This window comes from Maribacter luteocoastalis (assembly GCF_048890225.1).
In the GTDB taxonomy this organism is placed as follows: domain Bacteria; phylum Bacteroidota; class Bacteroidia; order Flavobacteriales; family Flavobacteriaceae; genus Maribacter; species Maribacter luteocoastalis.
Genome location: NZ_JBMFZG010000007.1, coordinates 236752 through 254188, shown reverse-complemented (window position 1 = coordinate 254188; position 17437 = coordinate 236752). Strand labels below are relative to the sequence as shown.

General features: G+C 39.9%; 17 protein-coding genes. 1 reads left to right on the top strand and 16 read right to left on the bottom strand.

Annotation, left to right across the window (positions count from 1 at the left end; translation table 11 throughout):
* Nucleotides 1–1372: T9SS type A sorting domain-containing protein (locus ACOCEA_RS14895; protein ID WP_420757056.1), on the top strand; the 1372-nt coding region annotated here is incomplete at its 5' end.
* 334 nt (nt 1373–1706) lie between these two features.
* Here ACOCEA_RS14895 and ACOCEA_RS14890 read toward each other — a convergent pair.
* From ACOCEA_RS14890 to ACOCEA_RS14815, 16 genes are all read right to left on the bottom strand, one after another.
* Nucleotides 1707–2783 carry a DUF3137 domain-containing protein gene (locus ACOCEA_RS14890; protein ID WP_420757055.1) on the bottom strand — a complete coding sequence of 359 codons (1077 nt, stop codon included), beginning with the start codon at nt 2781–2783 and terminating at the stop codon, nt 1707–1709.
* Nucleotides 2784–2787: 4 nt separating this feature from the next.
* A complete protein-coding gene (locus ACOCEA_RS14885; protein WP_420757054.1) occupies nt 2788–3600 on the bottom strand; it encodes a DUF1266 domain-containing protein in 813 nt (270 codons plus the stop codon).
* 4 nt (nt 3601–3604) lie between these two features.
* Nucleotides 3605–4168, bottom strand: coding sequence for a LemA family protein (locus ACOCEA_RS14880; RefSeq protein ID WP_420757053.1), 564 nt, complete (start codon nt 4166–4168; stop codon nt 3605–3607).
* A gap of 19 nt (nt 4169–4187) precedes the next feature.
* Nucleotides 4188–4910, bottom strand: a complete 723-nt coding sequence (locus ACOCEA_RS14875; protein WP_420757052.1) for a hypothetical protein — start codon at nt 4908–4910, stop codon at nt 4188–4190.
* Nucleotides 4907–6808: a PA3715 family protein gene (locus tag ACOCEA_RS14870; protein ID WP_420757051.1), complete on the bottom strand. Its 1902-nt coding sequence runs from the start codon at nt 6806–6808 to the stop codon at nt 4907–4909. Before ACOCEA_RS14870 ends, ACOCEA_RS14875 begins: the two co-directional genes overlap by 4 nt.
* A gap of 10 nt (nt 6809–6818) precedes the next feature.
* A complete protein-coding gene (locus ACOCEA_RS14865) occupies nt 6819–7166 on the bottom strand; it encodes a carboxypeptidase-like regulatory domain-containing protein (protein ID WP_420757050.1) in 348 nt (115 codons plus the stop codon).
* Between the two features lie 2 nt (nt 7167–7168).
* Nucleotides 7169–8503 (bottom strand): hypothetical protein, encoded by a 1335-nt coding sequence (locus ACOCEA_RS14860; protein WP_420757049.1) that lies wholly within the window; start codon nt 8501–8503, stop codon nt 7169–7171.
* A gap of 10 nt (nt 8504–8513) precedes the next feature.
* Complete coding sequence (locus ACOCEA_RS14855) at nt 8514–8855, bottom strand: hypothetical protein (RefSeq protein ID WP_420757048.1); 342 nt, start codon at nt 8853–8855, stop codon at nt 8514–8516.
* Nucleotides 8856–8866: 11 nt separating this feature from the next.
* Nucleotides 8867–10084, bottom strand: a complete 1218-nt coding sequence (locus ACOCEA_RS14850) for a hypothetical protein (protein WP_420757047.1) — start codon at nt 10082–10084, stop codon at nt 8867–8869.
* Between the two features lie 11 nt (nt 10085–10095).
* Nucleotides 10096–11625: an SH3 domain-containing protein gene (locus ACOCEA_RS14845; protein ID WP_420757046.1), complete on the bottom strand. Its 1530-nt coding sequence runs from the start codon at nt 11623–11625 to the stop codon at nt 10096–10098.
* 20 nt (nt 11626–11645) lie between these two features.
* Nucleotides 11646–12770: a hypothetical protein gene (locus ACOCEA_RS14840; RefSeq protein WP_420757045.1), complete on the bottom strand. Its 1125-nt coding sequence runs from the start codon at nt 12768–12770 to the stop codon at nt 11646–11648.
* A 23-nt stretch (nt 12771–12793) separates the two neighbouring features.
* A complete protein-coding gene (locus tag ACOCEA_RS14835; RefSeq protein ID WP_420757044.1) occupies nt 12794–13810 on the bottom strand; it encodes a hypothetical protein in 1017 nt (338 codons plus the stop codon).
* 46 nt (nt 13811–13856) lie between these two features.
* Nucleotides 13857–14921, bottom strand: a complete 1065-nt coding sequence (locus ACOCEA_RS14830) for a trypsin-like peptidase domain-containing protein (protein WP_420757043.1) — start codon at nt 14919–14921, stop codon at nt 13857–13859.
* A 12-nt stretch (nt 14922–14933) separates the two neighbouring features.
* Nucleotides 14934–16139: a type III secretion system chaperone family protein gene (locus ACOCEA_RS14825; RefSeq protein WP_420757042.1), complete on the bottom strand. Its 1206-nt coding sequence runs from the start codon at nt 16137–16139 to the stop codon at nt 14934–14936.
* A gap of 60 nt (nt 16140–16199) precedes the next feature.
* The gene (locus tag ACOCEA_RS14820) at nt 16200–16583 is read right to left on the bottom strand and encodes a hypothetical protein (protein ID WP_420757041.1); all 384 of its coding nucleotides are present in this window, start codon (nt 16581–16583) and stop codon (nt 16200–16202) included.
* 265 nt (nt 16584–16848) lie between these two features.
* On the bottom strand, nt 16849–17418 hold the full coding sequence (locus ACOCEA_RS14815; protein ID WP_420757040.1) for a hypothetical protein: 570 nt from the start codon (nt 17416–17418) through the stop codon (nt 16849–16851).
* Between the last annotated feature and the right edge of the window lie 19 nt (nt 17419–17437).

Below are 17437 nucleotides of genomic sequence, written 5' to 3'. Positions count from 1 at the left end.
CCCAAGGTACCTCAGGTTGGTACGCCAGGGCGATACCTTCAGTGCGTATGGTTCCCTGACCAATGGGAACTGGGAACTTTTGGGCAGCAGGGTAGTGGCGATGCCCACCACGGTCTACGTGGGATTGGCTGTGACCTCGCACAACGACGGTGTTGTTGCCACGGCGACCTTTGACGATGTAGTGGTACAGGGTCTTGCGCCAAGTGGCAATGAGCCACCGGTCGCTGTTGCCGGCGGTACGCCTTTGGGGGGCAGTTCCCCATTGGACGTTTCCTTTACGGGCAGTGGTTCCACGGACGATACGGGTGTAACGGGGTATAGTTGGGACTTTGGAGACGGTAGCCCGCTTTCCACGGAAGCGGATCCCTTGCATACGTACGTTACCGATGGTACGTATACTGCTGTCCTTACGGTTACCGACGCAGAGGGCTTGACGGCCACTGCCACGTTAACGATCGGTGTAGTTGCCGTACAGGACTGTACCGCACTGTCCCCTCCCTGGCAGGGCCAGGACATTGGGGCGGTATCTGTTGGCGGGAGTTCCTGCCAGGACCAAGGCACGGGCACTTATGAGATACGTGCCTCGGGTTCCGATATCTGGGGCAGAGCGGACGAGTTCCATTATGTGTACCAGCAATTGAGCGGTGACATGGAGATCACGGCGCGCGTACTGTCGTTGGACAATACCAATGGCTGGGCCAAGGCTGGGCTTATGATAAGGAGCGGCCTATCGGCTAACGCCTCCCTGGCACTGGTTTCGATGCACCCTAACCCCTTGGGCTCTGGCCCGGGCTACACCTTACAGCAGCGTGATACGGACGGTGGGGCGATGAGCTCCTCCACGGCACATAACATAGGCCCCGTATCGGGCGGATTCCCAAGGTACCTCAGGTTGGTACGCCAGGGCGATACCTTCAGTGCGTATGGTTCCCTGACCAATGGGAACTGGGAACTTTTGGGCAGCAGGGTAGTGGCGATGCCCACCACGGTCTACGTGGGATTGGCTGTGACCTCGCACAACGACGGTGTTGTTGCCACGGCGACCTTTGACGATGTTGTGGTTAATACTTTGGTGACTGCCTTACAGGTTAGATTACCACAGGAATTGGCGAACTTAGAAATTAACGCAGAGCCAATTATATATCCAAACCCAACAACAGATGTAATTAAAATTTCAAACTTATCCAGTTTAAAAAAGGAAGTTTTAATCTTGATTTTTGACTCTTCAGGTAGAATGCTTCAAGAAAAGAAATTTCAGATTTCATATCAAGAAATAGAAATTAATGTAAGTCATTTACCTGATGGGAATTATTTTTTAAAACTTATAGGAGAAGGAAACTCTTTTGATTATCAATTCGGTATTAAGCATTAGTTTATTTCCCTATATATTATATCACAATTCCCATAAATAGGGGAGTAGGCGTAACAAGGGTGGAAAATAGGTGTACCCCAATGTTTTCCTTTTTTGTGGTTTTATTTGCTAACTACTTCTATTAAAGGACTAAAATAACAAACTTCTTTGACAATGAATATTCTATTTAAAAGTTGACTTAAAGTCAGCCAAGGCTAATGATTTTTGGAACGCAAAAATACATAATTTAACTTTCGTGAAAATGAAAGTAAATATATATACTTTCTAGGGGTGCGATAATCTATTCAACTGCTAAGGGCTTATTTACTTTTTGAGATGTTTGAATAGCGTAATATTAACTCTTGGTTCCAAAAAGTTCTTTAGGCATTCCCAAAGCAGTTTCAATTTCATATGCCAACTCTTCCACTACTTTTATATCATTCAGATTTCCAGAAGAAATTGAAAACAAACCATTATTGTTTTTCACTGCGAAATACAGTTGTTTGTCCTGAAAAGACATGCATATGGGACGGTCGAATTTTTCCTTTAAGGCAACGATCTTTTCCATAATTGAAGAGGACAAAACATAGCGAGCCTCCACTTGGTCTGTACTGTACACGGTAAAATTGCGAGTAAATCTTGGATCCTCCAAATGTATTTCTTGTTCCTCTTTGAAATTAAGGCTGGCCCATTGGTCTAATTGTGTCAATTTGTTTTTGGGCAGCATCACCGTGTGCCCATTTAATTTCTTCTTAAAATGCATCCAGCAGAACATACCGCGGAAAGAATAATTGGTGTTATCGCCCAATTTGTTCGTTGCCAAATTCTTGAAGACATTTTGGTACAAAATCCCTAACATATTCAGAATAGGAATAGTCATGATTACGCCTAGAAACTGGTTGGTCATATTGCTTTCTACTATGCCCAAGTCCGCAATGTTTATTTCTGTATCCGTTATTCTGCATCTTATTTGGCCGTAGTTGTAAATGGGCGACCCTTTCTTAATCCATGCAAAAAGCTTGCTCTTTACCGCTTCTTTGGCAGGGGCCATTGCCCCCTGTGTAAATTCAACTTGTGGAAACAACATTTTCACCATCTTGGCCATGGTTTCCTTTTCTATGGTTTTGAACTTTTGAAATGCTTTTGCAAAAGCAATTGTGGTAGGATACAAAAGTATTATTAACCCAATTATTGGATAGAGGGTGGCATAGGGATTATTGGGGGTGGCCTTAAATGGTTCCAAAAAGTTCCAAGTCCTACTTTGTGAATATGGTATAAATTGCAACCCCAGCAATACCAACATAAAAACAAGGTACAAACCCATAATGCCCCACATGACCTTCTGAAAAAGCAATGTGCGTTTTCGCTTTTTGTACAATACATTCAATACCTTACTGGTTTGGAAATAGGCCTCTTGTATTCGTTCTTGCATCGCTTTATCTTGTTGGCCAATCCAAGGTGTTCCATGGGCTGGTCGGTTTTACCAAAACCTGTTTGTACAAGTGGTACACTTCTTCTTTATAAGTCTTGTAATCGGCCCTCATATCCAAAGCAAAACCAAGGACAAAGCTTTTTCCAAAATCGTCCCAAGATGAAAAATTTTTCAATGCCAATTCCCTGCCAAAATTGATAACCTTCCAGGCTTCTTCTTCAGTAATAATATTTCCAGTATATGCCTTACGGGCCTGTCCTACCAATACTGCGGCATCATAACCGGCAACACCTAGTTCCATATCTGAATCAAAGGTGAGAATACCTTTTTGCTTCAGCGTATGTAAAGTTTCACCGCTACTCAATTGCGCTAGATAACGGTTTGCGCGTTCGTTATTTCCAAATTTTCGGGTCATCAGTTCCTCCCATTTTTCTTTGGGCTCGGTTAGAACCATATGCTGTATAAAATCGAAATACCAGCGGCGACCATCTTTCATAAAATACTCGGTCAAATCCCAGTATCCTTCAGGGCTATTTATTCCCCAACCTTCCAAATAGGGCTGAACTTCTTTTGAAGTAAGGAATGATAAGGTGTTGGTGTTGGCTTTCCACCATTCGGCAATGGGTGTGTAAAACGCTAAAGCAAACAACTGTTCTTGATTGAGTTGGTTGTTTGGCGATTTTCTAAATTTTGCCTCGGTAATATCCGGGGCATCGTATTCTTTCTTTCCGATTTTAAAATACCGCACGGCATAAGAGGCAACGGCAATGGCCAAAATAACATAGCCATACCAAGGCAGATTTTCGAACATTTGCATGATTTTATAGATTTAATAGTTGATTGACATTAATTTCTTTTTGTTCCGATTTAGGAATTTCCAATAAGGTATAGTCTTGGTCTTTTCGAATACCGGCAACTATATTCGAGGGAAACATTTGTACGGTGTTGTTATAGCTGGTCACAGCAGCATTGTAGGCTCTTCGCGCAGCAGCTATCTGGTCTTCTATGTCCGATAGTTCAAATTCGATAGTTGTGAATTGTTTGTCCGCTTTTAGATTAGGATAGTTCTCTACATTGATGTTCAGCCCGCCCATAATTTTGGTCAGTTCGTTCGAGGCTTTTATTTTTTCATTGGCCTCTGTGGCCTTCTCTGCACTGCTCCGCAATTCGGTAATCTTTAGTAAGATTTCTTTTTCATGTGCCAAATATTTGTTCAGTATGGCGATTAGGTTCGGTATCAGGTCGAACCGTTTTTTCAGATAAATCTCAATACTTCCAAAGGCTTGTGCCACTTGGTTCTTTTTGCCAATGATTTTGTTATTAAGCACAATGGCCAAGATGCCGATTAGGGCAAGAACCACAATAAGAATAAAAATGATTTTCATATATAGAAGGTTTTGATTGTTAAATGCGTAGTTGAAGAAATTCCCATTCAAAGGGTTTTCCTAAAGACTGAATTGTTTTTAAGTGATGTAACTCAAATTTCTTTAAGGTTTCGTCATATTCAGGTTCATCGTCTTCATTGCGTGTTTCGGTTGTGATTTTCAGAGTCTTAATTGGAAAATCGATGTTGTAATAAATTTCATCACCAGTTACCCTTTGACTTATACTTTCTAAATACGTAATCAATTCAAAAGCCTTGTTTTGATACCTGAATCGGTATTCGTGGGACGACCATGAGGTGCAATTCCTGCACGGCCATATATAGAAATCTATCTGCAGGTCACCATTTGGGAGGATCTGTATGCCTTTAAAAGGTTCCTCCATGGTCGGTGTATTTCGATTGATGATAAACGTATTGGACTGTAACGTTTTTTTGAATTTTCCATTGCGTTTGCCAAAATAGATACCCAGTACTCTAGGATTTGTTTGTAGTGAATCACTTTCAATACCATCGTTATATTCAATCGTCTCTTTTACAGGGCTTTGTATGGCAAATGCCAAATCTTCGTAACCATCACCATTTAAATCTCCCGAGGTTTGCGACAAAATCTCCCAACCCGTCGGGATTATATCTTGTAGCTCCTTTCCCGATTTTGGTAATTCCGGATGCTTTGAATCCTTTTGGGCGTTGAGTTCAAGAGCCCAAAGTACTATGCATAAAAAAATTATGTTCTTAAAACTCATGGGTTGTTTGATAGTAAGGATAGTTCCTTGTTTTTGTAAACATATCGTGCATTATTGTTTGTTATCACTTCATCTTCCGTACCAGGGCCCAGCAATAATTGTTCTGTTTTAAAAGTGAATTCAATAGCATTATTTACCTCTTTTATTTCTATGATATCAACCATGTACTTTCCATCATCTTCCTCGTAGTAGCCTTCTATATCTAGTCTCCCCATATACATTAGGATTCCATTTTCGAGGATAAAGGCCTCGCCTCCAAAAGGGTATTCAAAGGCCAACTGACAGATAATGATGATTTTATCTGAACCGTCAACTTCATAAAAGTGAGGGTCATATCGATAAACATCACCAACACCCTGTGATTTATAGACTATGTTGTTGGTTGAATCCAACATTAAAAGTCGGTCGCCCCAATCGTTCTCGGTATCCGGTGCCACATTTTGCCCGTTTACGGGTTCAAAATTTCCAGCTACAATTTTATACCCATTTACTTCAAAGGCCTGTTCGATATGGAATCTGTCTATTTGGATGTTGTCCAATTTCTTGGGATGGAACTCGGAATACACATTAGTTTCCGCATCATATTCGCCATACCTCCAGCCATTAAATTTTAAGGTTGCATTTTTGGTGTCGTTCTTTTCATTAACAAGGCATTCATCGTTTTTGTCTTTAAACTGCGCCGTATAGGTCATTTCTTTGGTCACTTCTATATCAAAATAGCCGTTGGTCTTTTCCTGGCTCAACATCAAGCTTTTTTTCGTCTCATTAAACTCACCATCACAATCACCGTCCCATTCGCCGCCATAATCTGCAATGGAGTAATTGGAAAGCACTTTGAGAAGCTTGTTTTCAGATTTTACAAAAAGTGAAAGATTTTCTATGGAATATGGATTCACTCTCGAAGACCCGAAATGCGAAACCTTTACCCCAAAGGCCTCTTTATCTTCGGCGATCTTGTAAGGGTTACTTTCTATTTCAATGCCATCTAGCCTTACCGCATCAGATACCCATCCGTTTGTTTCGTGGCTTTCAAAATAGTTGTACTTTATTCTTTCAGTATTGTTGTCGGCAATGACGATGTGGGTATTGAGGGTAAAATACATAACACCCTCATCTACGATTTCTGGAATAACAACAATGGTCTCACCTGGGCTTTCAGGAAAAACCTTGGTAGTTATCAATTTGGTTTTTGCGTGTATCCAATCTAATTTTGAGTTCAATAAAACATCATTGATTAGAGTAAAATCTTCAAAAATTTCGTTCAAGCTTTTGGTGTCTATTTTTTCTATTTTACCATCATTCAAGATTTCGAATGTAACTTCTTCAACTTGTTTAAAATCGCCCCAGAAAATACGGTTTACCGTTATATTGCCTTCGCTTATTCTGGAGACAACTTGAGACATACCTTCTGCAATTTCGTCATAAGCAACTTTTTCATGGGCAATTACTTTTCCGTTGGCATCGTAATTAACCAATAAGGTCTCCATTTCTACCTCGCTCTTTAAAATGGTTATTGCCAGTGAAATATACCTGTCTGACAATGGAAGCCTGTACATAGCAGTAACCTTTGGGTTAAAACCCTCCCTATGGTAATCAGGATAAATCTGGTCTAGTTGTAATGCTTGGGTATCTATTACTTTGTAGTCCTCAGCTTCAACAAAGCTGTCAAAATTTGATTTTTCAAAATGAGGTAAGGTTTTGGTTGGTAAGCTTTTAATTGTTTTATTAAAATCAAAATATTCCACATTGGTTAAAGAATCGATAACTGTTTCATTGATTTCAACGGCTCCTTGGGTTTCCCCATTCGCTTCTTTTTCCTTTTTGGAGCTTTGACCACAAGAAAGAATTAGAAAAGCAATCGCTGTGTAATAATTTTTTATTTTGATTTTGTGAGCCATGTTTTCAGAATTAGTATGATTTCTCAGTCCTTAAACGCACTATGGTAGTGTCATTCATTATAAATTGGTAGCCAACCCGTTCCCCATGCTGTGACCATACCGTGGGAATTGTATCCGTTTTATAACCCTCTTTTACAAATACCAACCTTGTAAGTCTATCATTAGAACTGTCCAATAAAAAGTATCCCCGAGTGTCCGTTCTAATCATATTTTCTGTGCCAAATTCTTCAAAAACCTTTACGTTTTCAATGGGTCTATCGTTTTTATCTAGGACCACTCCTTGATAAAAATTGTTTGGTTTTTGACCACAAGCCAGTAGTGTAAAAACTAGCGCAAAAAAAATATTGTTTACGTTCATCTTTACTCCACTATTTTGGTTTCCCCTTTCTTTATGTCAAAATTTTCGGTATCCAAAATGGTTAAAATATAGGTTTCGTCTATTATCACATTACCACCTGCTCCGCCACCTTCATTACCAATCGTTAGGTATACTATCTGCGGGTCATCCGTACCGTTAATGATCATCTCCTTAAAATCATAATTGCTTAAGGCAAATCCTTCCTCGCCTTTTATGTTTAGAATATTATTGGTGAAGGTGATATCTAGCGTGTCAAAATTGTCATGTTTCTTCCATTGGTTGAGTATGTGGTCTTTCAGCGCCAAAACAAAGTTTTGAGGGTCAATATTCTCCGCAGTTTCTGGGTTCATGTTTGTCTCCTCTTCGGTCAAATCCGTTTTTTTGGAGTCTACCAACACGATATGTTCTGGGCCATACTCAAAAACATCGGTCTGGGAGCGGTGCCATTTTTTTGATTCCCGCATATTTATACCTGTAACCTTATAACTCACCGTAATCGTCTTTTCGGTTTTGTTGTTCTGTACCAGAATCTCATTAAAAGTGGTCTGAATCGTTGCGGTGTTGGGCATGGTGCGACAACTTTTCAGTTTTTCTAGAGCGAGAGTATCTTTGGAAAACCACGTACGTAAAAAGTTCAGTTGTTTATCGGAACATTGGTGGCCCAAATCTAAAGCAGATACAATTTGGCACCATAGTACACGTTTATTCCCAGTGGAGTCATAGCCCCACTCACATTCGTTGCCAATATCATAGGCTATAAAGGCCAAGGCCGCCTTTTCTGGTGGTAGGATGTTTTGAAGATAGCTCTGGTTGATTACCATAGTGCTTACTTCGGCTCCAACTGTTTCATCATATGCCATTTTGCGGTTTACAAATTGAATCGGTTGGTTACCCGGTGCTATTTTTTTCGCATCAATGGCCATTTCTACAATATCCACGACTTCTTGGTCACCCGGCATGACAATACGGTCCATTTTCCATTGAACTGCTATCAAATCGCCCTGTCTGAAATTGTATTCTTGATTATTGTACCAGTCCCAATTATATACCAGTGAAACCTCGGTGCCATCTTTTTGACCAAATATGTAGCTGTAATCAAAATCATCATTATAGTCACTGAATTCAATGGTATCTGTATATATTCTATTAAAATCAATTAATTCGTTTGGGCGTAAAGCACTATAAAATGTTGTTTGCTTTTGATGCCTTACTATGGTGTCAATTTTCTTTTCATACTTTTCTATTTCTTGAGCCTTGGTTATAGTATTCTTTTTCGCTTTAGTACCTTGTTGGCAAGAGAAGAAGAGTAGAATAAGTATAATTAAGATATATTTCATTTCTATTTTTTTAGATAACATCAATAACTTTTTCAAGGATGTAATGTGCAATGGCGATCATCACGGTAATTATCAGTAATAACGCTAAACGGATGATGGTCTTTTTTGGGTTGTTTATTAATTTATTACGTAGATATAGTACATCTAGAAATATGAAACAGAAAGCAATGATTGCTCCACCCCATAATCCTACTTGTATCAACCCGATTTCAAAAAACAAATGAAGTAAATACCACAACCCCTCTTCAGGCACATTATTGGGACCCAAAAAGAGTCTCATATATGCAATGCCCAAAATAAAAGACAACACCGTCCATAATAGGTAGGCAACTATTTGTTTTACAATACGCATCGCCCTTTGTTTTAATTTATTATTTCTATTGTACAAATACGTTCCCTTTCCTTCTCGTCAGGCATCCATTTTAACTGCTCAAAAAAATTGGCATCGGCCAGATTCAATCCTTGTTGTACATCACAGACATAGATAAAGGCATCTTCTTGATTGCTACTTTGTGTTTTGTAAACAGTATTGGTCAATACCCAAGTGTTATCTTTAAATGTAATGTGGTGATATGCCTCGTTTAGCCCCCTATCAGGAAATGCCGTTTTAACGAAAAAGCCATTTTCTTCTGCAACCACATCAATAATTTGGTTGCCACCGTCTTCCGAAAAATTGGTGATTTTTAAAGCAAATGCGTAGCTGTTTTTATTGTTGATGAAAAGTAGTAGTTCATCCCCTTGGTATGGCCCTGCACTCACGATTTTGTCCACTAGGCCATCGTTATCTAGATCGATATCACGAATAAAATAGCGCTCATTGTTTTCAAAATCAGATATATCATAGGCTATTGACCCGTCATAATCTATTGGATCCGGTGTTTCAAGGTCGATTTCAATTGGGTCCGGGTTTTGATTATCATCATAAAAACCTATGACAAATAGTTCTTCCAGTATTCCTTTTTTGGACGGACTGAGCTGAGCGGCAAAATTGGTATCCAATTTGGGATGTGGACCGTCAAACAAAAAGAATAACACCGATTTCGCCTCATCAGATGACAGTTTATTAATGAGGTCGTATCGTTTCCCATTCTTTATATACTCCAATGTCAAATCTTGAAAATAATTGACTCCGTCCTCCTGCCAAGCTCCATTCCTCGCAATGCCGACTAGCTTCTTTTCAAATTTTCTGTAGGTATCTTGAGACAATAATTCAAAGTAGTAATTAATGTAGTTGTAACTTTCTTCGTAAAGTTCGTTGGGTTGGTCCTGCCGCTCGTCCCAACCAAAGTACTCAATGAATTGTTGGAAGCCAGACGGAAATTGATCTAAAAAAAGTGCTTCTTTTTTGTCCCTAAAAGCCTCTTTAAGTTTTTTAATATCAAAAGCCTGATGTATTGGATCAATTTTGCCCTGATCGCTACTGATTTGACTCTCTGACTTTTTTTGATATTCTGTGGCCCGAGGTACCTTTTTAGGTGTTTCCATAGCGCCTTGACCATCTACTTTACCCTCCTTGCAGCTAATTGATAGCATAGCCAGTGAAATCAAGAATAAGTGTCGTATGTGTTTTGTTTTCAGCATAAATTTCTGCGTTATGGACAACTGGAAACGGGGTTACCGCAGAGCAATCTCGAATCTACCCATCCTATTAAACCTTGGTACTCAATCTTTATCCAATCCTGCTTTAAATCGATAATATTCAAATCCTCGTCCGCTGGTACAAGACCAATCTGTTTGCCGGTTTTTAGGGTATCAAGGATGGGTGCGTCCCAATTGGCCCGAATTCCTATGACCGAACTGTGTATCCATAAAATACCCTGGGGCATTTTTATTTCCCCATCATCTACAGTGTCAATCCTTAAAACCCGGAACCATCCGTTTTTTCCTTGAACAATACTAAAAATGTAACCGTACTCTGGTGGTTTAAGGGTTTTAAGGATTTTGCCATTGGGCTCGTCCCGTAGATTGATTCCCTTAGGGTCTAAATCGGCATTATAAACTTCCAAAACGTAATATTCTGGATTTTGTGAAATTGCATAGTGAATTTTACCCCTGTTCGATATACTGATTGTCACTATTTCGTGTGCCAGGGTGTCAATGGTTTCTTGCTGATTACTTTCTGTCATTCCCCAAACTACTTTATTAAAGACCATAATGCTGTCTTTAAGTATTTCAAAATCAATAGTTTCGCTTTTGCTGTTATCAAAATCCGTGGTTGTCCCAATGTAAAAGGAGTCAATAGTCTCGAAGTATTTGTTATGGGTAGATAAAAAATAGCGGGTGTAAGAATCTACAAATTGCAAAAGACTCACAATAACTCCTTGATTATTAGTTACAGCTATTCTTTCGGCATAGAAATTTCCATTTTGGCCATGCTCGTTCAAAATGTTTGGATAATACTTGGCTACCGCCTCTTTATCCAATATTCCATGAAGTGGCAGTTTTTCTTCTTGATTTTCATCAATCCCTTTAGGGCTTTGCACAGTTTTTTGTTTGGAGGCTATTTTTAAATCTTTTGAAGGTTTTGTGTTGCTGTTTACAGAACCAAGGTTCCTTAAACTATCAACTTTAAAATATTCACCCTCTTTATAATAGCCAATTTCACCGCAATACATAGTGGTATCCTGAGGACATGCGTCGTAGTAAAACTCGGCCAATCTATAATTGGTATACATGCCCAGTTCCTCACTTACAAAACCGCCCAAATCCTCTTCATGGTCTATGAAATAACCCGTGCCGGCGTCTCCTATAAAACCAAAGGTCCTGCCACCCAATTCATAAAAATAAATGCCGTTTTCATTAGTGTAGGCCAACGGTTTTCCTGTTTTGTGTTCGGTACTGAGGTGATTCCTTATTTTTTCTTTGATCGCTTTTTCTACTGCGGAATAGTTCTTATCTGGATATTCGACCAAATACAGGTTCGGATATACCTCGGACTGAATAAACCGCATATTCTTAAAAAAGAAATGGTTGATACCAAAAGCCACACCCCCAACTACTAACATCACCAGAGCTACCTGAACCCGCCTTTTACTTTTTAAGGTCCATTTGAACAACCTAAAGCAAAGGATGAGCAGAAGTACAACTATGATAACCAGTATGACGATGATTACTATGAACACAAGGTTGTTTTTTTAAAGTATTATTTGGTTTGATTGGTTCCCGCCGAATCAACAATCTCTTTATCAATATTAACGGTATACAAAGGTTTTTCGGCATAATCTGAATCCTCATGCAGGACCCGTACCAAATATCTGCCTTTGCCCATTGTATTCTGGTATCGGTCGAATAACGGAGACTCTTTTTGCAAGTATTCTTTTACTGTGTGAAATCCTTCATTCTTAAATACCGAAAACGTAAAGTCCTTTCCTGCTGTTTTTGATTCTATTCGGATCGACACTTTGGATCGTTCTTCTATATTCAGCAAAAAAAAGGTCGCAGTGGCATAATAGGCATTGGTAAAAGAGGAATAGCTCATAGGTTCATCAATGTCCATCGCATTTGCGTAAACCAGAGGTTCTACAAAGTTGATGATTTGATACGCTCCATTTTCATTGGGTCTTTGATAGGAAAATAATCCGCCATCGATTTTAAAACGCATAGTGGGACTTTTTTCCGATAGGTTTATCTCATAGTTGATTTTTGTTGGGAACATGGGCTGATACCATTGGTTGTTCAATTCCGATTGGTATTCGAATGCAACATGTTCTAGGTAGATATTCTTTTTATCGATTTTGATGGGATACACCCCTTCCAAAAAGTAGCCTATGCTTTGCATGTCTTTAAGTACTTCACGGATGTGTTCCTGTGATTCGCCTTGAAACATATCAAATCTGGTCATAAAAGCGCCGCTTTTTTTGAAGACCCAATTTTCCACACCCATTTCGTTTTGAAGTCCGAAGTGGATAAACTTTCCTTTAGTAATCCTATAAACCGGCTTAAGCCTGCCGATAGTATTCGAGCAACCAACACATTCCGTTTCCAAAAAATTTTCCAAGAAGGGAATGGAATCGCTAAAATTTTCCAAGGTTGAAATTTCCTCCTCGGTCAAAATATTTTGAAGGGATTCGGTTACATATTGGTTTTCGACTGCTTGATAAGGATAGTCTATTTCCTTCAACAACTTATAAGCTGCAAGTTCTTGTTTGTCAATAAACAAAGACTTGCATGCCCCCAATAGCGAAACAAGAAGTAGCATAACACAACCCCTCATCAAGGTCGTGTTATGCTTTAAGATTTTCGTTTTTAAATGCATGAATCTCTTCAACTCTATTTAGCTCGTTTTTATTGCTAAGGCAGGCTATTTATCAATGCCTCAAGTTCACTTTCAGTTGAGGTTTGTAAATCAGTTTCTTCAATAACAATTGTTTGGCCATCTACAATGGTGACCGATTTAATGGCGTAGAGCCATGCTTCATTTTCCTCACTGGTAAAGATTACATGGCATTCCAAACCGATGGGAATTTGTCCGTAATGCTCACTAAAGCGTCCGGTCGCGGAATCGTAGGTATCCAAATACGCCAAGGCATTAGGCTCCCCAGCATAGGATAGGTATACCCGACTGTTTTCATCATTGAAACCCTCTGGGACTTCTACCAGTATGGTGGTCTTCGGTCTGGGGTCGCTAAAGAATCGGTCTACATTTGTCCATCCAAAATCACCAAACGGTGCTACATAAAAGCGTTCGCCTTGGTCTCCGTCCTGTACGTCTGCTTCAAGGGGATTTCCGTTGGCATCCAAGTTTTCTGTCCAAACAAAACCATCACAATCATCGTCCAGTCTATCACAATCCTGATCGCCACCATTTCCTTTCCAAAGGGTCATTCCCATATCCGCTCCCCCTGTTAAATCAGCAGGGATGGTTGCGACGATATCACAGTCCTCGTCCACAGGTTCCCCATCTTGGGCAATGGTCAAGAAAAACTCGCCACCGGAAACCATCAGGGCCTTATCGCCATTGGGCAGGGCTCCCATGGTGGGTTTGTCGGTCGTCAGCATAGCGCCCCGATCATAAAGTTCCACCACTTGTACATCTACCATTCCAGTAACCGGATTACCATTTCTAGAAAGGCAATTGCCATTGATAACAAAAAACACCCCATTTTCGGTAGTGAAAAAGCCCGTTTGTGAGGCATCCAATTGAAAGTTCTGCACTTTGTTCTCAAGCGAGGCACTTTTAAGTTGGGCAAAAGCTTGGGGAGTGGCCCTTACGGGAATTTCCCTTTCAGAGGATTCATCGTCGGAGCAGCTAACAGTAAAGGCAAATGCTACGATAAATACAGTTTTGATAAAAGGTGTTTTTTTCATGATTCAAAGTTTTGTGGGGTTTGTTTGAATTTGGTATCTCTACATGTTATTTGCTATAATGGGTCATTTCAGCTCCAAAATCGTTTACGAAGGTATCGTCCAGTTCATCGGCCTTCGTGGCCAATTGCGCAATATTCTTCAGTATTTCATCTTTTTGTTCAGAATACAGATCGCTAATATGAATGCGATACGAGAGGTAAATCTGATTGTCCGAAATGGATAAGCGATGTAATCCCGTATCTGCGGTTAAGATATACTCATAGACCTCTGCCAGATTTTTGCGAGGCAGGTCGTTGAGGGGAGAGGTGGCGAAGAGGTAATTGTTGTCGTAAACGAACATTCGTATTTCCGCACTACCTTGGTGAAAATACCATCGCTCTCTACCGGACCTTGCCAAAACGGGATTGCTGTCTAATTTGGATATGGCCTCCTCAACCATTAGACTAAAATCGGAAAGGACCATTTCTTCAAATAGCTTTTCGTCTACGTTTGTTCCACAATTGGGACAATAATCGATCTTTTCTTCAATCAACCCACCGCAGTTGGAACAGCCTAAGGTAAATGTATCTGATAATTCCTTTACGACCTGCAATTCTTCCAGAAGGGTTTCTAAAGGAATGGCAAACCCCATATTATCGGCATCGGAGAATTTTGAGGTTACGATTCCCATCAGCTCCCCTTTCTCATTGATTACTGGTCCTCCGCTATTACCAGGATTAATGGCCGCATCCGTTTGAATAAAGTAGCTGCCACCAATGCTTTGACGAGGATTTGAAACTATGCCTTCGGTAACCGTAAACGGCATACCGTAGGGGTAGCCGAGCACGATAACCTTATCACGGGTTTGTGAAACGGTACTGTGATCTAGCAAGACCGTATTGGCGGGTTTGGGAAGGCTATCCGCCCTAAGAAAAGCGATATCCTTACCCGGATTTGCATATAATACATTGGTCAGGTATCTATTTTTATCCATTGCCTCCACGCTTACGGTATGACATCCTACAACTACATGGTAGTTGGTGATGATGATGTCATTTTCTTGGTTGTAAAAACCTGTTCCCGTGCCGTTCGCGGTATTTATTTTATATACTGAACCTTCAATATTGTTCATAATCACATGTATTTAATTCGTTTTATAGTTCGCCATGAGCTGCTGCATCATCGCCATGGATTGTTGCATTTGTTCGCCCATTAGTTTGGAGAGGTCCATGCCAAAATCCATACCCGTGAAGGCATCTTCCATAATGGCCTGCATGCCCTTTAAGAGTTTGGGTGCCGCTTGGTTCCATTCCTGATTACTGGCCTGTGCCAAGGCATCGGTAATGGGTTTGCTGATTTCCTCGTTTACCAAGTTGTAATAGAACAGGCTGTAAAAACAGGACTGCATTAGGTTGGTGGCATCTTCAAATCGGGAATTTGAGATCAGCTCCTGTGCCTCTTCATAACTTTCTTGCCAGTTTTCCCTAATATTCTCTTTTTTACCACTGTATTTATAGGGCACGAAGGTTTCAATTTGGTAAAGGTCTTCCATGAATTTATCTTGTGGAATTGCCCTTAATTTTTCCAAGTCCGATTTTCCGTTCAGCAATCGGTCATGAAAAGGAATATTACCATCATAAAGTCCATCCACAGCCTTTTCCAATTGGGTTCGCAAAAACCCCTGGGGTTCTATATAAAACTCGATTTTTTTAAGGGTGACGTTCAAGGCGTACCAGGCATTATTACCATGGCGTTTTTCCATATATCGGTCAAAGCGTTGAAGGCCATCCTGCAATATGTTTTGATAATTGGCGAAGGCTTCCCGCTTTACATCCATCGAAAAAGAAATGGTCTTTGGCTCTTGTAGGTGCTCAGCATCAAATTTTTCGATAAACTCATCATCAAGGCTATCCGCATAATAACAAATCTCCCTAAGCACTCCATAAATTTTGTAAGGCTCACAAAGGCTTATGGGGCATGAAAAGGTGAAATACACTAAATTACCCTTTAGCAACAAATTGGTTAAATTCAGGGGAGACATACGCAGCTCCGCCAAACGGCGCATCAAGGGTACTTTTTTGGCATTTTCCAAATTCAAAAAAGGACACTTGACAAAAAGTTCATGGGCTGTTTGGGTGATGGAGATGATTACTGAACCATGTGGAATCTCATAGGTGTCTCCCTTCTTTTTGCCGTCAAGGGTTGGGTCGATATAATCCAATAAGGTAGAGACAATCTTATCGTATTGTTTACCGTTGAAAAGAGCCACCACTTCATCCCATTTTTCATCCTGTCTGGTGGATGATTTTTTTGGATTAATGGGTGTATAATATGTATAATTTACATTCATATTTTATGGTTTGTTCGGTTACGGGTGCAAGAATGGTTAGGCACCTATTGAATTTGGTAATTATGATGCCTTTGAAACAAGCTGTTCCAATTCTTCAAATGCTTTTTGTTGAGGCCCTTTTAACAGGGTTTGCTTTATGGCATCTGCTGCGATTTCTAAAATGCTTCTATGCGTCTTCACACTCTTACCGAAGTAGGCATTCATCATCTTGTTGGGTACGATGTGGTTTATCTTAAGGGTGTTCTCATTTACATGGAACACTTTTACAGCGTTCATGCCATTTTTCTTGATCACAAGACATTGTGCCATTTGATTATTGGCGTCGGTACGGGTTTCCCATATGTCGTAATCTATTGTACACTCGTACTCCGTTTGTGTTTCTAAAAAACCTTTGAGGCTATCTAATGTGTTGTATTTGCTTTTAATCTCTATTAAGTTTTCCATTTTAATACATTTAATTTTACCAAGGACATTCCGAGAATTATGAAAAGTGGCTTAAGTGACGAATCAGTTTATTGCCAAAATAGAATGCTATCCATAGTAACATTCTTTTACATTTTAATTTTCAAGGTGTAATTTCACCATCGTCACTTTTGCAGGTTGTACTTAGTATAAGTACAGATTATTTTAAACAAGCAGATTTGAAATATGCCTTTCAAGATTTTTGTGATTTGCTCGATTAATCGAATTGCAGAAATTGTCTAGAATGTCAATAGTCCATCTCTGTTAATGAACCGTCCAATTGGTATGAAAAGGTGAACGAAGTACCTCCGTTTTCAGGCTGAAGTTTTACAATGTATTCTGCAGCCTCAATATCTCCGTTTTTTGGATAGTTGACGAAGGCCATTTCAAATCTCGGGTTGTCAATGTCTTTCTCGGCATTTAACTGTTCTTTCGATTTCTCAACAAGTTCACCTAAGTTTTTCAGGCTTATTTTTTCATCCAATTGGAACATGAAATCTGCCGCTTTGCTACCATTGGGTACCTCAAGAGTTATTTCCGAAGTTTGGTTCCAATTTCCCATAGAGTAGGTCCATTGTCCCATTTTCATCGATTCCGGATTATCGGTTACGGTGGTCGAGATGCTATTTCCGATGGATTCATTGTAAATAATCGTCAATTCCGTGTAGTAGGCATCGTCACCAAATTCGTTTTTCAGTTCTTTTTCAATGTCCGCAAAACCATCTGCATTAGCAGGTTGTTTTGCTGCACCACCACCGCAGGACGATAATATTGTTGAGAATATCCCTAGGGCTAAAACTTGTTTCAAATTTTTCATTGGATCTTTACTTTATCGC